Source organism: Variovorax sp. PBS-H4 (genome assembly GCF_901827205.1).
GTDB lineage: Bacteria > Pseudomonadota > Gammaproteobacteria > Burkholderiales > Burkholderiaceae_C > Variovorax.
The window spans coordinates 5,062,356-5,077,270 of sequence record NZ_LR594675.1 but is presented as its reverse complement, the minus strand read 5'-3'; the positions used below and the strand labels follow the sequence as shown (position 1 = coordinate 5,077,270).

Here is a 14,915-nt window from a genome sequence, read left to right as displayed (position 1 = left end):
AATCAGGAAATGAGCGAGAGCATTCCCCTGTGCAATGCCGCCGATCTGGTGGAGGGCGGCCGTGCCGTGCCCTTTGACGTGGTTCACGGCGGCCAGACCTGCCGGGCCTTCGCAGTCCGTTACGAAGGGCAGGTACATGCGTACCTGAACCGCTGCAGCCACGTGGCAATGGAGCTGGACTTCCAGCCCGACCGCTTCTTCGACGACAGCGGCCGGTGGCTTCTGTGCGCGACCCACGGCGCCGTCTACAAGCCGGACACAGGTGAATGCGCTGGTGGGCCCTGCCGCGGCGGTCTGGTGAAGATCGCATTGAGCGAACGCGACGGCGTGGTGCACTGGCATACTGCCTGGAACCTCCAACCCCTGGCTTTCTGACATGACCGATCCCCACCGCACGGAACCCGAGGGTTTCGAGCCTTTCGAACGCGCCACGCCGGCGCACAGCAGCGCCAGGAACGATCCGACGCAGCAACCCGGTTGGGAGCGCGCTACGCTCGAGAAGCTCGCCTTTGCCAGCCTGCGCGAACAGCGGGCCACACGCCGCTGGAAAACTTTCGTCCGGCTGAGCTGGCTGGCCTTCTTCATCTTTCTGGTCTGGCTTGCCATCTCGCGCGGCACGCCGGCCACCGCCAAGACCACGGCACACACCGCGGTCGTCGAGATCAAGGGCGAGATCGCCAACGGCGCCGATGCAAGCGCGGAATTCGTCGTGGCGGCGATGAAGACCGCCTTCGAGGACGAGGGCGCCAAAGCAGTCGTTCTCTTGATCAATTCCCCGGGCGGAAGTCCGGTGCAGGCCGGCATCATCAACGATGAGATTCGCCGCCTGCGGGCCAAGCACAACAAGCCGGTGTACGCGGTGGTGGAGGAGACCTGCGCTTCGGCGGCCTACTACATCGCCGCGGCAACAGACAAGGTCTTCGTCGACAAGGCCAGCATTGTCGGAAGCATCGGCGTACTGATGGACGGCTTCGGTTTCACGGGGCTGATGGAAAAGGTCGGGGTCGAGCGCAGGCTGCTGACCGCCGGCGAGAACAAGGGGTTTCTCGATCCCTTCAGCCCGATGAGCGATGCCCAGCGCGCGCATGCCCAGCAAATGCTCGAGCAGATTCACGCGCAGTTCATCGATGTGGTCAAGAAGGGGCGTGGCGATCGGCTGAAGACTGGCACGCCGGGCCTGTTCAGCGGCCTCTTCTGGAGCGGGCAGCAGGCAGTGGATCTCGGGCTGGCCGATCAGCTAGGCAATGTCGATTTCGTCGCGCGTGAGGTCGTCAAGGCCGAGGAAGTCATCGACTACACGCGCCGCGACAACGTGGCCGAGAAGCTGGCCAAGAAGTTCGGCGCGGCGCTCGGCGATGCATCAGTGCGCGCGATGCGCAGCGCACCGGCGCTGCGTTGATCAGGCAGGGTCTGCCCAGCGCGCGGACGCTGCGAGCCCCATGGCGAATGCCACGACGACATACAGCGCAGCAGTCAGCGAACTGACCTCGGCCAGAAAGCCGATCACGGGCGGCCCCGCCATGAAGCCCAGATAGGCCGCCGCGGAAACCGCCGCGATGCCGCGCGCCGGCTCGATGCCCGGCACGCGTGCCGATGCCGCGAACAGTATCGGCACCACGTTGGCGAAGCCGACCCCCACCCCTGCGAATCCGACCAGCGCCAGCCAGGGCGCCTCGGTCAGCAAGACCAGCGTCATGGAGGCTGCGGCAAGCAGTGCGCTGCCACGCAGCAGCACCGCCGGCGCGAAGCGCGCCCGCATCGCGTCGCCAAAGAAGCGTGTCGTGGCCATGGCGGCCGAGAAGCTGGCGTACGCCAGGGCGGCCTGCTGTTGCGGACTGCCCAGTTCCTGCTTGAGATAGAGCACGCTCCAATCGTAGATTGCGCCTTCGGCAATCAACCCCAGCGCGGCCAGTACGCCGAGAATGACGAGGGCGCCGCGAGGCAGGCGGAAGCCTTCGTTGTTGGCGGCGAAAGAAGTGGCTTCGCGGGGCAGCATCCGTTGGGCGGCAAATACGATCGCCACCGCCATGGCGCTCGCGACCAGCGTCAGATGCAATTGCGGCGCAAGGCCCGCAGCGAGCGCAGCGCTGCCGGTCACTGCCCCGGCCATGCCTCCCAGGCTGAACATGCCATGCATCCCGCTCATGAGCGGACGCCCGTTGCGCAGCTCGAGTTCTGCGGCTTCGGTGTTGATGGCCACGTCGAATACGCTGGTAACGATGCCGAAGGCTGCCAGCAGGCCCAGCAATGCGGCATAGCCGGGCATGACGAGCAGGCCAGCGAGCAGCAGGGCATAAATGGTCCCGCAGGAACCAGCTGTCGCTCGCGCGCCGTAGCGGCCGATCCACCGGCTCGCCTGCGTCAAGCCAAGCAGGGCGCCCACACCGGCGGCCAGCATGGCCAGACCGAGTTCAGCCTCATTGGCGCTGTATTGGGTTTTTACCGTGGGGATATGCACTCCCCACGTGGCGAAGATGAAGCCCGACGCGAAGAACTGCCCGCGCGATGCCCATCGCGTGCGGGTTGACAGCTGCATGACAGTGGCAGACACGCTCAGCGTCCGATCGCGAACACAGCGGGTGTGCGTTCGTCGGTGCCGGCGGGCTTGGCGCGCCAGGCTTTCACCGTCTCGCTGCGGATGTCGGCGCTCGCCAACGTCAGGCCGCGGGCAACCGCGAGGCGTGTGTTTTGCTGGAGAGTCTGCAGCAAGGCTTGCAGCAGGGCAGTATTTCGGTAGGGCGTTTCGATGAAGAGTTGGGTCTGGCCGGTGCGCAACGCAAGCGATTCGAGCTCGCGGATGCGCTGGACGCGGGCCTCGGCTTCCTGCGGCAGGTAGCCGACGAAGGCGAAATTCTGGCCATTGAGCCCGCTTGCCGCGAGCGCGAGCAGGAGCGACACCGGTCCGGTGAGGGGCACCACCGCTATGCCCAGCTCATGTGCTGCGCGCACCACGGACGACCCCGGGTCTGCAACGGCCGGCATGCCGGCCTCGCTGAGCAATCCGACAGGGCTGCCGGCCAGCGCTGCGGTCAGCAGGGGGCGCGCATCGAACTGGCCCGCCTGGTGATCGCCCTTTTTGTGGACTTCGCGCGGCAACTCCTGGATCTGCTGCGCCTGCAGTGGTGCGGCCAGGCGCGTGATGCCATCGATGCGCTTGAGATAGGCGCGTGCCGATTTCGCGTTTTCGCAGATCCAGTGGGTGATGCTGGCAGCGACTTGCAGGGTGCCTGACGGCAGCACGTCGTGAAGCGCGGTGGGCGTGTCGCAACCGAAATCGAGCGGCGCCGGAACGAGGTAGAGTTTGCCTCGACTCACAGCAGATCGATCCCTGCGGCGCGCAGCATGTTGGCGGTGCGGATCAGGGGCAGGCCGACCAGCGCCGTCGGATCGTCGCTGTCGATGGCCTCCAGCAGCGCGATGCCAAGGCCTTCGCTTTTGGCGCTGCCGGCGCAGTCGTACGGCTGCTCTGCCAGCAAGTAGCGCTCGATCGCCGCGTCGCTGAGATTTCGGAATACGACCCGCACGGGCGCCAGGTCGCGCTGGCTGAAGCCGGCAGCTTGGCAGACAACGGCCACAGCTGTTTGGAAGACCAGGGTCTTACCACGCATGCGGCGCAATTGGTCTGTCGCACGGGCGTGGTTTCCGGGTTTGCCCAGCGGCTCGCCGGCCAGGTCGGCCACTTGGTCGGAGCCGATGACCACTGCATCCGGAAAGCGGCGCGCCACCGCCACCGCCTTTTCGAGAGCGAGCCGCTCGGCAAGAACGCTTGGCGCCTCATTTGGCAAGGGTGTTTCGTCAACCCCGGGGGCGTGGACGTCGAAGGGTAGAAGGAAACGGGCGAGCAACTCGCGGCGATATCGCGAGGTCGAGGCAAGAATCACGGGGCGTTGCATGGCGCATGATTGTGCGTGAGCGGTTTAGACTGGCGACGATGAGCAGAGAATTCACCCCGGACAAGCTCGACGTGAACCGCTTCGCCGAGACTGCCGCGACGCTTTCGGCCGAGGAGCCCGTTAGCGCCTATCCGCGCCTGGCCGCGGAGCTGGGCAGCCCGACGGCCGGTTCGCGCGTGCGCTGGGAGGCCGTTGGCACTGAGCGCGAAGGGCATGCGGAAGCCCCTGTTCCCTGGCTTCATCTGAGCGCTTCCACAACGGTGCCCCTCGTCTGCCAACGTTGTCTGGCGTTGGTGGACCTTGAATTGAAGGTTGATCGCTGGTTTCGGTTCGTCGCAGACGAAGACACAGCTGCCGTCGAGGATGAGGAATCCGAGGAGGACGTGCTCGTCGCCAGCCGAGACTTCGATCTACGGGCGTTGATCGAGGATGAATTGTTGATGGAAATTCCCCTGACTCCTCGTCACGAGCAGTGCCCTGAGCCCGTGAAGCTCTCCGCAGTGGATCCCGAGTTCGACGGCGCAGAGGCTGCCCGCCCCAACCCGTTCGCAGTGCTTGGCACGCTGCGGTCGGATAAGCGGAAATAGGCTCGAAGCCGATGGGCTGGCATCTACTCCTTCGATGGGGCTATAATCATGGGCTTCGCGCGCGCCGCCCTTCGGATGTGGCGGATGGACGGCAGGGGCCGCCAGAGCCCACGGTCAAGCGCGTGCCCACCCACTCACCCGACCATTTTCAGGAGCCAGCATGGCTGTCCAGCAAAACAAGAAGTCGCCGTCCAAGCGCGGCATGCATCGTTCCCACAACGCACTGGGCGTGCCGGGCTTGGCTGTCGAGCCGACCACGGGCGAGACCCACCTGCGCCACCATATCAGCCCCAACGGCTTCTATCGCGGGCGCAAGGTGCTCAAGACCAAGTCAGAAGCCTGACCTGCTGTTTCAAGGCTGAAGGCCCGAAGCTACTTCTAGCGTAGCGTCGGGCCTTTGTTTTGATGGTTGCGTCCTCCGATTCTGTCACGTCCCCACCCCGCGCGATCACGCTGGCCGTCGATTGCATGGGGGGAGATCACGGCCCGCGTGTCACGCTCGCGGCCTGTCGGGCTTTTCTCGAGCGTCACGCCGAGGCCTCGCTGCTGCTGGTCGGCGCGCCCGCTGCGCTCGCTGGTTTTTCGCACCTGCGCGCGCGGCTGATTCCGGCCAGCGAAGTTGTGGGGATGGACGACCCGATCGAGATCGCGCTGCGAAAGAAAAAAGACTCGTCCATGCGGGTCGCGATTCAGCAAGTGAAAGACGGCGCGGCGCAGGCGGCCGTCTCGGCCGGCAACACCGGTGCGTTGATGGCGATTGCGCGCTACCTGCTCAAGACGCTCGAAGGAATCGATCGCCCGGCCATTGCGCCCCAGTTGCCGAACAGCAAGGGTGGCGCAACCACGGTGCTTGATCTCGGCGCCAATGTCGATTGCGATGCCGAGGACCTTCTCCAATTTGCCGTGCTGGGCTCCGCGTTGGTCTCCGCGCTGACGGGCAATGAGTCGCCCTCGGTCGGGCTGCTCAATGTGGGCGAAGAGGCGATCAAGGGCAGCGAGACAATCAAAAGAGCCAGCCAGCTGCTTCGCAAGGCTGCGAACTCCGACGATCTCAATTTCTACGGCAACGTGGAAGGCAACGACATCTTCAAGGGCACGACGGATATCGTCGTCTGTGACGGCTTTGTTGGAAACGTCACCTTGAAGGCCACTGAAGGCGTCGCATCGATGATCGTCGATTTTCTTCGGATCGAATATTCCAGCAGCATCTTCAGCAAGTTTGCGGCGATCGTCTCGTATCCGGTGCTAAAAGCGCTCAAGCGACGCCTGGATCACAGGCGCTACAACGGCGCCGCCCTTCTGGGTTTACGCGGCTTGGTATTCAAGAGCCATGGCTCTGCGGATGAAGTTGCCTTCGGCCATGCGCTCGATCGCGCTTATGATGCCGCTCGCAACAACCTGCTCGATCGCGTGCGGGCCCGCATCGCCCACGCCGCGCCTCTGCTCGCGCGGCAAGAGCCGGCGACGCCGGTCGACACGGCGGCGCTCCACGTTTGATGACTCCTTTTTCCCGCATCACCGGCACCGGCAGTTACCTGCCGCCTCGTCGAGTGACAAATGACGAACTCGCCCGCGAATTGGCAGGGCGCGGCATCGAAACCTCAGATCAATGGATCGTCGAGCGGACCGGCATTCGTGCCCGCCACTTCGCTGCGCCCGAGGTGGCCAGTAGCGACTTGGGAGTTCAGGCTGCAAAGCAGGCGCTCGAAGCTGCGGGCCGCAGCGCTGCGGATGTCGACCTGATCATTGTTGCAACGTCGACGCCAGACATGGTGTTTCCGTCGTCGGCATCCATTCTTCAGAACAAGCTGGGCATCGCCGGTTGCGCTGCCTTCGACGTACAGGCCGTGTGCAGCGGTTTCGTCTACGCTCTGACGGTGGCGGACGCGATGATCCGCACGGGGAGCGCCAAATGCGCCCTGGTCATTGGTGCGGAAGTGTTCTCGCGCATCCTCGACTTCAACGACCGCACTACCTGCGTGCTTTTCGGCGATGGCGCCGGCGCGGTGGTGCTCGAAGCCAGCACCGAGCCCGGCATTCTTGCCAGCGATTTGCATGCCGACGGCAAGCACGTTGGCATTCTTTGTGTGCCCGGCCATGTCTCGGGCGGCAACGTGCTCGGCACCCCGCTGCTCCATATGGACGGGCAGGCGGTGTTCAAGCTGGCCGTCCGCGTGCTGGAGGAGGCCGCACGCGCGTGCCTGCAGAAAGCCGGCAAGGACGCCACGCAAATCGACTGGCTGATCCCCCATCAGGCCAACATCCGCATCATGGAAGGCACCGCGCGAAAGCTCAAGTTGCCGCTCGAAAAGCTGGTCGTGACCGTCGATGAGCATGGCAACACCTCCGCAGCCTCCATTCCCCTGGCATTGGACGAGGCGGTTCGGGGGGGCAAGGTGAAGAAGGGCGACACACTCATGCTCGAAGGTGTTGGCGGTGGCTTCACCTGGGGCGCGGTGCTTTTGACCATGTAGTGCGACGCGCGATCCCCGGGCATGCCAGGGACGCGCAACGGAGACGCAACAATGAAATCCTTCGCTTTCGTTTTTCCGGGCCAGGGCTCGCAGGCTGTCGGCATGCTCGACGCCTGGGGTGATCACCCGGCCGTGGCCGAGACGCTGCGCGAAGCTTCCGATGCGCTGGATGAAGACATCGCGCGCCTCATCCGTGAAGGTCCGAAGGAGGCGCTGGGCCTCACCACCAACACCCAGCCGGTGATGCTGGTCGCCGGCGTTGCCGCCTGGCGGGCCTGGCTGGCCGAAGGCGGTGCCAAGCCGGCGCTGGTCGCAGGCCATTCGCTTGGTGAGTATTCCGCGCTTGTCGCTGCCGGCGTGCTCACGCTGGCGCAGGCGGCGCCGCTTGTGCGTTTTCGTGCCCAGGCGATGCAGCAAGCCGTGCCGGTGGGCGCGGGCGCGATGGCAGCCATCCTCGGGATGGATGCGGAAAAGGTGAAAGCCGGTTGCGCGCAGGTGACCTCCGGCTTCGAACTCGGCAGCAATGAGGTCGTCGAGGCCGTGAACTTCAACGACCCGATGCAGACGGTGATCGCCGGCAGCAAGGCCGCAGTCGACAAGGCCTGCGAGGTGCTCAAGGCTCAGGGTGCCAAGCGCGCGCTCCCGTTGCCTGTATCGGCGCCCTTCCACTCCAGCCTGATGCGGCCTGCCGCCGAGGCGTTGCGTCAGCGGCTGGCATCGGTGAGCCTGGCGGCGCCACAGATACCGGTCCTCAACAATATCGACGTGGCGGTCGAAACAAGCGCTGACCGGATACGCGACGCTCTCGTGCGCCAGGCAGCGGGTCCCGTTCGGTGGGTCGAAAGCGTGTTGGCTTTGAAGGCCCGCGGCGTTGAAGTCATCATCGAATGCGGGCCTGGCAAGGTGCTTGCCGGAATGGCCAAGCGGATTTCGCCTGAACTCGTCGCGGCCTCCGTCTACGACCCGGCGACCCGGGCGGAAACCCAGCAACTGCTCGGCGCCTGAGCTCCCGAGCTTCAACATCGATCCCCAATGAGCATTCCCAAATTCGAAGGCCAGGTGGCTCTGGTCACCGGCGCGTCGCGCGGCATCGGGGCGGCGATCGCGCTCGAGTTGGCGCATCGTGGCCTGCAGGTAATCGGCACCGGCACTACCGAAGAGGGAGCCAACAGGATCACCGCTGCGCTTGGCGCTCATGGCGGGCGCGGCCTGGCGCTTGACGTGAACGACGGCCCGGCGGTGGAGGCGTCGATCGACCAGATCGTCAAGGCCTATGGGGCTATCCACGTGCTGGTCAACAATGCCGGCATCACGCGCGACATGCTGGCCATGCGCCTGAAGGACGATGACTGGGATGCAGTGCTCGACACCAATCTCAAGGCCGTCTTCCGCCTTTCGCGCGCCGCGATTCGTCCCATGATGAAGCAGCGCTACGGTCGCATCATCAACATCACCAGCGTGGTTGGGGCGTCTGGCAATGCTGGTCAGGCCAACTATGCCGCCGCCAAAGCCGGTGTTGCAGGAATGACTCGCGCATTGGCTCGGGAGCTTGGCAGCCGCAACGTCACCGTCAATTGTGTCGCTCCCGGTTTCATCGAGACCGACATGACGGCCAACTTGCCGCAAGCCCAACAGCAGGCGTTGCTGGCGCAGATCCCTCTCGGCCACCTTGGCAAGCCGGCAGATATCGCCCACGCCGTCGCCTACCTGGCTTCACCTCAGGCCGGGTACGTGACGGGGCAGGAGCTCCATGTCAATGGCGGCATGCATATGTGAACGCAAGAAGCAATTCCTTTGCCGCCTTGGGCCAGGGCTGAATGCCATGATCCGGCCGGCTAAAATCATCGATTACCTACAACCCTCAGAGGGAACCAAATGAGCGATATCGAAGCACGTGTCAAGAAAATCATTGCCGAGCAACTCGGCGTTGAAGAGTCCCAGGTCACCAACGAGAAGGCTTTCGTCGCAGACCTCGGTGCGGACTCGCTCGACACGGTCGAACTGGTGATGGCACTCGAAGACGAATTTGGCATCGAGATCCCGGACGAAGACGCCGAGAAGATCACGACCGTCCAGAACGCCGTCGACTACGCCACCAAGAATCAAAAGGCTTGATATCGGCCACGCTGGGTTTCCGAATCGGTTCGCGGCTGCCATGATCGTGCAGGCCGCCCGATGGTCTCAGTGCCTCCAGAAAGGTTTGCCGGCATGACCAAACGCCGCGTCGTTGTGACCGGACTCGGTTGCATTGCCCCTGTCGGAAATACCGTTGCCGAGTCCTGGGGCAATCTGCTCGCCGGAAAGTCGGGCATCGACACCATTGCCAGCTTTGATGCGGGCGCGTTCGCGTGCAAGTTCGCGGGCGAGGTGAGGGGCTTCGACATCACACAGTACATTGCCGAGAAAGAAGCGCGCCACATGGATCGCTTCATTCACCTAGGCTTGGCCGCTGCCATGCAAGCCGTGCAGGACAGCGGTCTTCCGACCGGTGATGCGCTATCCCACGACGAGGCCGTGCGCATCGGCTGCAACATCGGCTCCGGCATCGGTGGGCTCCCCATGATCGAGGCGACGCATGCCGAACTGACCAATCGCGGGCCGCGCCGCGTGTCGCCCTTCTTCGTACCCGCTTCGATCATCAACATGATCTCCGGTCATGTATCGATCCACTACGGGTTCAAGGGGCCGAACATCGCGATCGTGACGGCCTGTACGACCGGCTTGCATGCCATCGGCACGTCCGCTCGGATGATCGAGTATGGCGACGCCGATGTGATGATCGCCGGCGGCGCCGAGTCCACGGTCTCGCCGCTCGGCATCGGCGGGTTTGCCGCGGCGCGTGCGCTGTCCACGCGCAACGACGACCCGGCCACGGCTTCCCGCCCCTGGGATCGCGACCGCGACGGGTTCGTGCTCGGCGAAGGCGCGGGGGTCGTTGTGCTCGAAGAATACGAGAGGGCCAAGGCACGCGGCGCCAAGATCTACGCCGAAGTCGCCGGCTTCGGCATGAGCGCCGACGCCTTCCACATGACTGCTCCGGATGTCGATGGACCGCGTCGCTCGATGGTGGCGGCGCTGAGCAACGCCGGAGTCAACGCTGACCAAGTCCAATATCTCAACGCGCACGGCACCTCGACGCCGCTCGGGGACCTCAACGAGACCAACGCAATCAAGAAGGCCTTCGGCGATCAAGCCCGGAAGATGGTAGTGAATTCGACCAAGTCCATGACCGGCCACCTGCTGGGCGGCGCCGGTGGCATTGAGTCGGTGTTCACCGTACTCGCGATCCATCATCAGAAGAGTCCACCGACCATCAACATCTTCAATCAGGATCCGGAGTGCGATCTCGACTACTGCGCCAATGAAGCGCGTGATCTCAAGATTGATGTTGCCGTAAAGAACAACTTCGGGTTTGGCGGCACCAACGGCACGCTGGTGTTCAAGCGCGCTTGAATTCCCTGAACCCATGCACGGCGCCCCGTCCGTGAGCTACCCGGTGGGGCGTTCGCGCATGGCGGACCGCCTCTTGCTCCTTCTTTGGATCAGCGGCGCGTGTTGCGCGGTTGCGGCATGCGCCCGGTCGGGTAGCATGGACTGGCGCCCCGGGCTGCTGGTGCTCTGCGTCCTTGGAGCGGGCTTTGCTGCATGGAGAGCGTCGCCACGCAGCGCTTTAGCCCATGTGCTGGAGTTCGACGGCACACGCTGGTCGGTCCGCGGTGTGACCAGCCCGCAGGCGGGCCGAGTGCAAGTTGCCCTGGATGGCCAGTCTTGGCTGCTCGTATGCATGAGCGAACCGGGGGCCGCCCGCAGGTGGCTGTGGCTTGAGCGACGCACCATGCCGGAGCGCTGGCAGACTTTGCGCCGAGCTTTATATTCGCGCCCCGTTGTGGCCAGCCTGGCCCGGGCCGGCGCCCGGTCGGCGCCGGTTGACGCGCAACATCCTCTTTCATGACCGCAGCCCCGCCGCCCATGCCGCCCGACGCCGTCTTGAACGATGCGTCGACTGCCGCGCCGAGAGCAGGAGAAGTCGACTTCCAGCTCGTCCAGCGCACGGTTGCGGGCGATCAGAAGGCGTTCGAATTGCTTGTCCTGAAATACCAGCGCCGGATCGAGCGGCTGATCGGCCGCATGGTGCGGGACGTCAATCTGGTCGAAGACATCGCGCAGGAGACCTTCATCCGCGCCTACCGCGCCCTTCATCAGTTCAGGGGCGAGGCCCAGTTCTACACATGGCTCTACCGCATAGCGGTCAACACCGCCAAGAAGGCCCTGGTGGACATGAAGCGCGATCCGACGGTAACCGAGAGCACGCTGCGTTCGTCTTCTGAAGAGGATGATGAAACTTACCGGCCCGGAAACGAACCAACCACCGACGAAACGCCCGAATCCGTTCTTGCCGCCAACGAGATCGCGGCCGCCGTCGAAGCAGCGATGGAGGCACTGCCCGCAGAGCTGAGGCAGGCGGTCACACTGCGCGAGATCGAAGGCATGAGCTACGAAGAAATCGCCGAGGTCATGAATTGCCCGATCGGTACGGTGCGATCGCGAATTTTCCGGGCGCGTGAAGCCATTTCGGCCAGAGTCAAGCCATTGCTGGACAACCAATCCGGCAAGCGTTGGTAAGCAGGTGAAAAAGATGAAGCACACAACCACTGTCAATGAGCAGGTTTCCGCACTGGCCGATGGGCACCTACGGGATGACGAGTTCGCCCAGGTGATCGACGAGGTCTGCGGGAGTGACGAACTGCGTGCAACTTGGCATGCCTACCATGTCGTGGGGGATGTGCTGCGCTCAGGCGTCCACACTGCATGCAGCGACAGTTCGCTGTTTCTCTCGCGACTCCAGAAACGGCTGGCGACTGAGCCGTCCGTGCCGGCACTCGCGCCCGATGCCGCCGCAATGCCGGTTCTGCGCCGAGCCGAAGCCGCCAATGAGCCGGTGTTCCGATGGAAACTCGTGGCCGGTGCAGCATCGCTGGCGGCTGCGGCGGCCATTGGGTGGAACTGGGTTGGGGTGGTCGGTCCTCGCCCGGCGGCGCAGTTGGCCCAGCAGCAGCAGCAACAGCAACAGCAGGGCTCGGGATCGGTGCTCGCCGCCAGCGGGTCTGCGCCGCAGGGCGGATCATCCGTGCTGACGCCGATGCGGGTCGTGGTAGGAAGTGGAAATCCGCAAGTCATGCTGCGCGATCCGCGCCTGGACCAATTGCTTGAAGCGCACCAGCAAGCAGGCGGTGCTTCCCAGATGCCTTCGGGCTTCCTGCGCAATGCAACCTTCGATGGACCGTCGCGTTGATGATCGTGCCCCTGCAGCTGCCGCAATGACTGTTTCAGTGCCGTTGTCCGCGCGTGGCGCTGTCGTTCTGGTTGCGGCGCTGTGCGTTGCGCCGATGGTCGCCGCACAGAGCAAGGTGGCCTCGCCAGCGGCGAAAGGGCTGATCGGCGCGCCCGGCGGCGAGATGCCGGCGCTGAGTGTTGTCGAATGGCTGCAGCGCATGCACACGGCTTCCCGCCAACGTTCCTATGCCGGGACCTTTGTCGTTTCTGCCGCAGGCGGAAATCTGTCGAGTGCCCGAATCTGGCACGTCTGCGAAGGCAACTTCCAGTTCGAGCGCGTCGAGGTGCTGTCCGGGCCGCCGCGCTCCACCTTCAGGCGCAACGACCATGTGATGACCTTCCTGCCCGAGGCAAAGATCGTCAAGAGCGAGAAGCGCGAGAACCTCGAACTCTTCCCGAACCTGCTCGGTGCGCCTGACTCCGCAATCGACAACTACTATAGTGCGCGCATTGCGGGCAAGGATCGCGTTGCGGGCTTCGATGCCGACGTTGTGCAACTGGAACCTCGCGACAGCCTGCGCTTCGGCTATCGCATCTGGAGCGAGCGGCGCTCCGGCTTGGTCGTGAAGTTGCAGACCCTCGATGGTGAGAACCGAGTCATCGAACAGTCTGCCTTTTCCGAACTTCAGCTCGATGCACCGGTGAAAGCGCAGGCACTGGCCCAAATGATGGCCAGCACCGCCGGATACAAGGTGGAAAAATCCGAGCTCGAGCGCAGCACGCCTGCCCAGGAGGGTTGGGGTCTGCGAGCCCCAATTGCGGGTTTTAAGCCAGTGAGTTGCTATAAGCGCGCGATGGGCGCAGCGGCCGGCGGCGAGCAAGGGCACACGATGCAGTGGATATTCTCCGATGGCTTGGCAACGGTCTCGCTCTTCGTGGAGCCCTACGACGTTAAACACCAGCCTCGAGAGGTCTTGCTCGCACTCGGCGCAACCAACACACTGACGCGCAAGCTGACGAACAAGGATGGCGATTGGTGGCTGACCGTGGTCGGAGAAGTTCCGCCTCAAACGCTCGATGCGTTCGCACAGAGCCTTGTGCGCGCGCGTTGAGCCGCCATATCGATGTTTTCAAGTTTTTTCAATCAAGGAAGCCGATGATGTTCAGAACCGAGAGGAACAGGATCCGCTTATTCTTCCTGGCAGGCGCATTCATGCTTGCGACCAGTGCTGCGTTGCTGCCGGTCACGCCCGCCAATGCGCAAGCACAGGCGCGGGTGCTGCCCGACTTTACCGATCTGGTCGACCAAGTCGGCCCGGCGGTTGTGAATATTCGGACTGTCGAGAAGGTGACGCAGCGCGGCGGCAGCGGCGAGATGGACGAGGAGATGCAGGAGTTCTTCCGCCGTTTCTTCGGCCAGCCCATGCCCAACATTCCGCGCCAAGGGCCGCGCCCGAATCGACCGCAGGCGCCGCAGGAAGAGGAGCGGCCACGGGGCGTGGGTTCCGGTTTCATCCTGACTTCCGACGGCTTCGTGATGACCAACGCCCACGTGGTCGAGGGTGCGTCCGAGGTCATGGTGACGCTGGTCGACAAGCGTGAATTCAAGGCCAAAATCGTTGGGGCCGACAAGCGCACCGATGTCGCGGTCGTGAAGATCGATGCCACCGGGCTTCCGGCCGTCAAGGTTGGCGATATCTCCAAGTTGCGCGTTGGCGAATGGGTGATGGCTATCGGCTCACCTTTTGGCCTCGAGAACACCGTGACCGCCGGTATCGTAAGCGCGAAGCAGCGTGACACCGGCGACTACCTGCCCTTCATCCAGACCGACGTCGCAATCAACCCGGGCAATTCGGGCGGTCCTCTGATCAATATGCGCGGCGAGGTGGTTGGGATCAACAGCCAGATCTATTCGCGCTCCGGCGGCTTCATGGGCATCTCCTTTTCGATTCCCATTGACGAGGCGATTCGCGTGAGCGACCAGCTGCGCACGAACGGTCGGGTTTCGCGCGGGCGCATCGGTGTCCAGATCGACCAAGTCACGAAGGATGTGGCCGAATCCATCGGCCTGGGCAAGGCGCAAGGCGCCCTGGTGCGCGGGGTCGAGTCAGGCTCGCCGGGAGAGAAGGCAGGCATCGAGCCCGGGGACATCATCACCCGCTTTGACGGCAAGTCCATCGAGAAGCCCAGTGATCTACCGCGCCTTGTGGGCAATACCAAGCCCGGCAGCAAGAGCACGGTCACCGTATTCCGCCGCGGCAATTCGCGCGACCTGAGCGTGACCATCGCCGAGATCGAGCCAGACAAGCCGGCGCAGACGGCGGAGCGCGACGAGCAGCCGTCCAGCAAGCCATCTGCGTCGGCGGCTGCCAAGTCCCTCGGCCTTGCTGTGAGTGACCTTACCGAGGGGCAAAAGAAGGAGCTCAAGCTGAAGGGCGGCGTGAAGGTCGATTCTGCTACCGAGGCGGCAACCCGTGCGGGCCTGCGCGAGGGGGACATCATCTTGGCCGTCAACAACGTCGAGGTTGCCAACGCCAAGGAGTTCGAATCCGCGTTGGTGAAAGCTGACAAAAGCAAGCCCGTGAGCGTGCTTTTCCGGCGCGGGGAGTGGGCGCAGTACGCCCTCATCCGTCCGTCAAGGTAAGGGCGGCCGCCGTCAAGTGGCCCCATCCCGCAGTCGGGTTTTG

17 protein-coding genes are annotated in these 14,915 nt (G+C 64.0%); 14 read left to right on the top strand and 3 right to left on the bottom strand.

The window, feature by feature from the left end; translation table 11 throughout:
* Positions 1-9: 9 nt before the first annotated feature.
* Together E5CHR_RS24255 and E5CHR_RS24250 are read left to right on the top strand one after the other, a co-directional pair.
* Positions 10-375 carry a Rieske (2Fe-2S) protein gene (locus E5CHR_RS24255; RefSeq protein WP_068678315.1) on the top strand — a complete coding sequence of 122 codons (366 nt, stop codon included), beginning with the start codon at positions 10-12 and terminating at the stop codon, positions 373-375.
* A gap of 1 nt (position 376) precedes the next feature.
* The gene (locus E5CHR_RS24250; RefSeq protein WP_162582204.1) at positions 377-1,399 is read left to right on the top strand and encodes a S49 family peptidase; all 1,023 of its coding nucleotides are present in this window, start codon (positions 377-379) and stop codon (positions 1,397-1,399) included.
* Here E5CHR_RS24250 and E5CHR_RS24245 read toward each other — a convergent pair whose 3' ends face one another.
* Genes E5CHR_RS24245 through E5CHR_RS24235 form a run of 3 tightly spaced genes read right to left on the bottom strand, consistent with a single transcriptional unit; the run spans position 1,400 to position 3,893 of the window.
* Positions 1,400-2,536: an MFS transporter gene (locus tag E5CHR_RS24245; RefSeq protein WP_162582203.1), complete on the bottom strand. Its 1,137-nt coding sequence runs from the start codon at positions 2,534-2,536 to the stop codon at positions 1,400-1,402.
* A 17-nt stretch (positions 2,537-2,553) separates the two neighbouring features.
* Positions 2,554-3,315, bottom strand: coding sequence for an SAM-dependent methyltransferase (locus E5CHR_RS24240; protein ID WP_162582202.1), 762 nt, complete (start codon positions 3,313-3,315; stop codon positions 2,554-2,556).
* Positions 3,312-3,893 (bottom strand): Maf family protein, encoded by a 582-nt coding sequence (locus E5CHR_RS24235; RefSeq protein WP_162582201.1) that lies wholly within the window; start codon positions 3,891-3,893, stop codon positions 3,312-3,314. Before E5CHR_RS24235 ends, E5CHR_RS24240 begins: the two co-directional genes overlap by 4 nt.
* 38 nt (positions 3,894-3,931) lie before the next feature.
* Between E5CHR_RS24235 and E5CHR_RS24230 the strand changes: the two genes are divergently transcribed.
* The 12 genes from E5CHR_RS24230 (at position 3,932) to E5CHR_RS24175 (ending at position 14,872) form a co-directional block, all read left to right on the top strand.
* Positions 3,932-4,480 carry a YceD family protein gene (locus tag E5CHR_RS24230; protein WP_162582200.1) on the top strand — a complete coding sequence of 183 codons (549 nt, stop codon included), beginning with the start codon at positions 3,932-3,934 and terminating at the stop codon, positions 4,478-4,480.
* A 160-nt stretch (positions 4,481-4,640) separates the two neighbouring features.
* Positions 4,641-4,823, top strand: coding sequence for a 50S ribosomal protein L32 (rpmF, locus tag E5CHR_RS24225; protein WP_068678319.1), 183 nt, complete (start codon positions 4,641-4,643; stop codon positions 4,821-4,823).
* 62 nt (positions 4,824-4,885) lie between these two features.
* On the top strand, positions 4,886-5,977 hold the full coding sequence (gene plsX, locus E5CHR_RS24220; RefSeq protein ID WP_162582199.1) for a phosphate acyltransferase PlsX: 1,092 nt from the start codon (positions 4,886-4,888) through the stop codon (positions 5,975-5,977).
* Positions 5,977-6,954, top strand: a complete 978-nt coding sequence (locus E5CHR_RS24215; RefSeq protein WP_162582198.1) for a beta-ketoacyl-ACP synthase III — start codon at positions 5,977-5,979, stop codon at positions 6,952-6,954. Before plsX ends, E5CHR_RS24215 begins: the two co-directional genes overlap by 1 nt.
* 51 nt (positions 6,955-7,005) lie before the next feature.
* Complete coding sequence (gene fabD, locus E5CHR_RS24210; RefSeq protein WP_162582197.1) at positions 7,006-7,959, top strand: ACP S-malonyltransferase; 954 nt, start codon at positions 7,006-7,008, stop codon at positions 7,957-7,959.
* Between the two features lie 27 nt (positions 7,960-7,986).
* Positions 7,987-8,730 carry a 3-oxoacyl-ACP reductase FabG gene (fabG, locus tag E5CHR_RS24205; protein WP_162582196.1) on the top strand — a complete coding sequence of 248 codons (744 nt, stop codon included), beginning with the start codon at positions 7,987-7,989 and terminating at the stop codon, positions 8,728-8,730.
* 99 nt (positions 8,731-8,829) lie between these two features.
* On the top strand, positions 8,830-9,069 hold the full coding sequence (acpP, locus tag E5CHR_RS24200) for an acyl carrier protein (protein WP_007830471.1): 240 nt from the start codon (positions 8,830-8,832) through the stop codon (positions 9,067-9,069).
* Between the two features lie 93 nt (positions 9,070-9,162).
* On the top strand, positions 9,163-10,407 hold the full coding sequence (gene fabF, locus E5CHR_RS24195) for a beta-ketoacyl-ACP synthase II (RefSeq protein WP_162582195.1): 1,245 nt from the start codon (positions 9,163-9,165) through the stop codon (positions 10,405-10,407).
* A 495-nt stretch (positions 10,408-10,902) separates the two neighbouring features.
* Positions 10,903-11,577, top strand: a complete 675-nt coding sequence (rpoE, locus tag E5CHR_RS24190) for an RNA polymerase sigma factor RpoE (protein ID WP_162582194.1) — start codon at positions 10,903-10,905, stop codon at positions 11,575-11,577.
* 13 nt (positions 11,578-11,590) lie between these two features.
* A complete protein-coding gene (locus tag E5CHR_RS24185) occupies positions 11,591-12,247 on the top strand; it encodes a sigma-E factor negative regulatory protein (RefSeq protein ID WP_162582193.1) in 657 nt (218 codons plus the stop codon).
* A 25-nt stretch (positions 12,248-12,272) separates the two neighbouring features.
* Positions 12,273-13,340 carry a MucB/RseB C-terminal domain-containing protein gene (locus E5CHR_RS24180; protein WP_162583877.1) on the top strand — a complete coding sequence of 356 codons (1,068 nt, stop codon included), beginning with the start codon at positions 12,273-12,275 and terminating at the stop codon, positions 13,338-13,340.
* A gap of 44 nt (positions 13,341-13,384) precedes the next feature.
* The gene (locus tag E5CHR_RS24175; protein ID WP_162582192.1) at positions 13,385-14,872 is read left to right on the top strand and encodes a DegQ family serine endoprotease; all 1,488 of its coding nucleotides are present in this window, start codon (positions 13,385-13,387) and stop codon (positions 14,870-14,872) included.
* Positions 14,873-14,915: the final 43 nt, after the last annotated feature.

Coding starts and splice junctions, on each gene's coding strand:
- E5CHR_RS24215 (WP_162582198.1), top strand. CDS start 5,977: ATGACTCCTTTTTCCCGCATCACCGGCACCGGCAGTTACCTGCCGCCT.
- E5CHR_RS24245 (WP_162582203.1), bottom strand. CDS start 2,536: ATGCAGCTGTCAACCCGCACGCGATGGGCATCGCGCGGGCAGTTCTTC.
- E5CHR_RS24185 (WP_162582193.1), top strand. CDS start 11,591: ATGAAGCACACAACCACTGTCAATGAGCAGGTTTCCGCACTGGCCGAT.
- fabD (WP_162582197.1), top strand. CDS start 7,006: ATGAAATCCTTCGCTTTCGTTTTTCCGGGCCAGGGCTCGCAGGCTGTC.
- E5CHR_RS24255 (WP_068678315.1), top strand. CDS start 10: ATGAGCGAGAGCATTCCCCTGTGCAATGCCGCCGATCTGGTGGAGGGC.
- rpmF (WP_068678319.1), top strand. CDS start 4,641: ATGGCTGTCCAGCAAAACAAGAAGTCGCCGTCCAAGCGCGGCATGCAT.
- fabG (WP_162582196.1), top strand. CDS start 7,987: ATGAGCATTCCCAAATTCGAAGGCCAGGTGGCTCTGGTCACCGGCGCG.
- E5CHR_RS24175 (WP_162582192.1), top strand. CDS start 13,385: ATGATGTTCAGAACCGAGAGGAACAGGATCCGCTTATTCTTCCTGGCA.
- plsX (WP_162582199.1), top strand. CDS start 4,886: ATGGTTGCGTCCTCCGATTCTGTCACGTCCCCACCCCGCGCGATCACG.
- E5CHR_RS24235 (WP_162582201.1), bottom strand. CDS start 3,893: ATGCAACGCCCCGTGATTCTTGCCTCGACCTCGCGATATCGCCGCGAG.
- E5CHR_RS24180 (WP_162583877.1), top strand. CDS start 12,273: ATGACTGTTTCAGTGCCGTTGTCCGCGCGTGGCGCTGTCGTTCTGGTT.
- rpoE (WP_162582194.1), top strand. CDS start 10,903: ATGACCGCAGCCCCGCCGCCCATGCCGCCCGACGCCGTCTTGAACGAT.
- acpP (WP_007830471.1), top strand. CDS start 8,830: ATGAGCGATATCGAAGCACGTGTCAAGAAAATCATTGCCGAGCAACTC.
- fabF (WP_162582195.1), top strand. CDS start 9,163: ATGACCAAACGCCGCGTCGTTGTGACCGGACTCGGTTGCATTGCCCCT.
- E5CHR_RS24250 (WP_162582204.1), top strand. CDS start 377: ATGACCGATCCCCACCGCACGGAACCCGAGGGTTTCGAGCCTTTCGAA.
- E5CHR_RS24230 (WP_162582200.1), top strand. CDS start 3,932: ATGAGCAGAGAATTCACCCCGGACAAGCTCGACGTGAACCGCTTCGCC.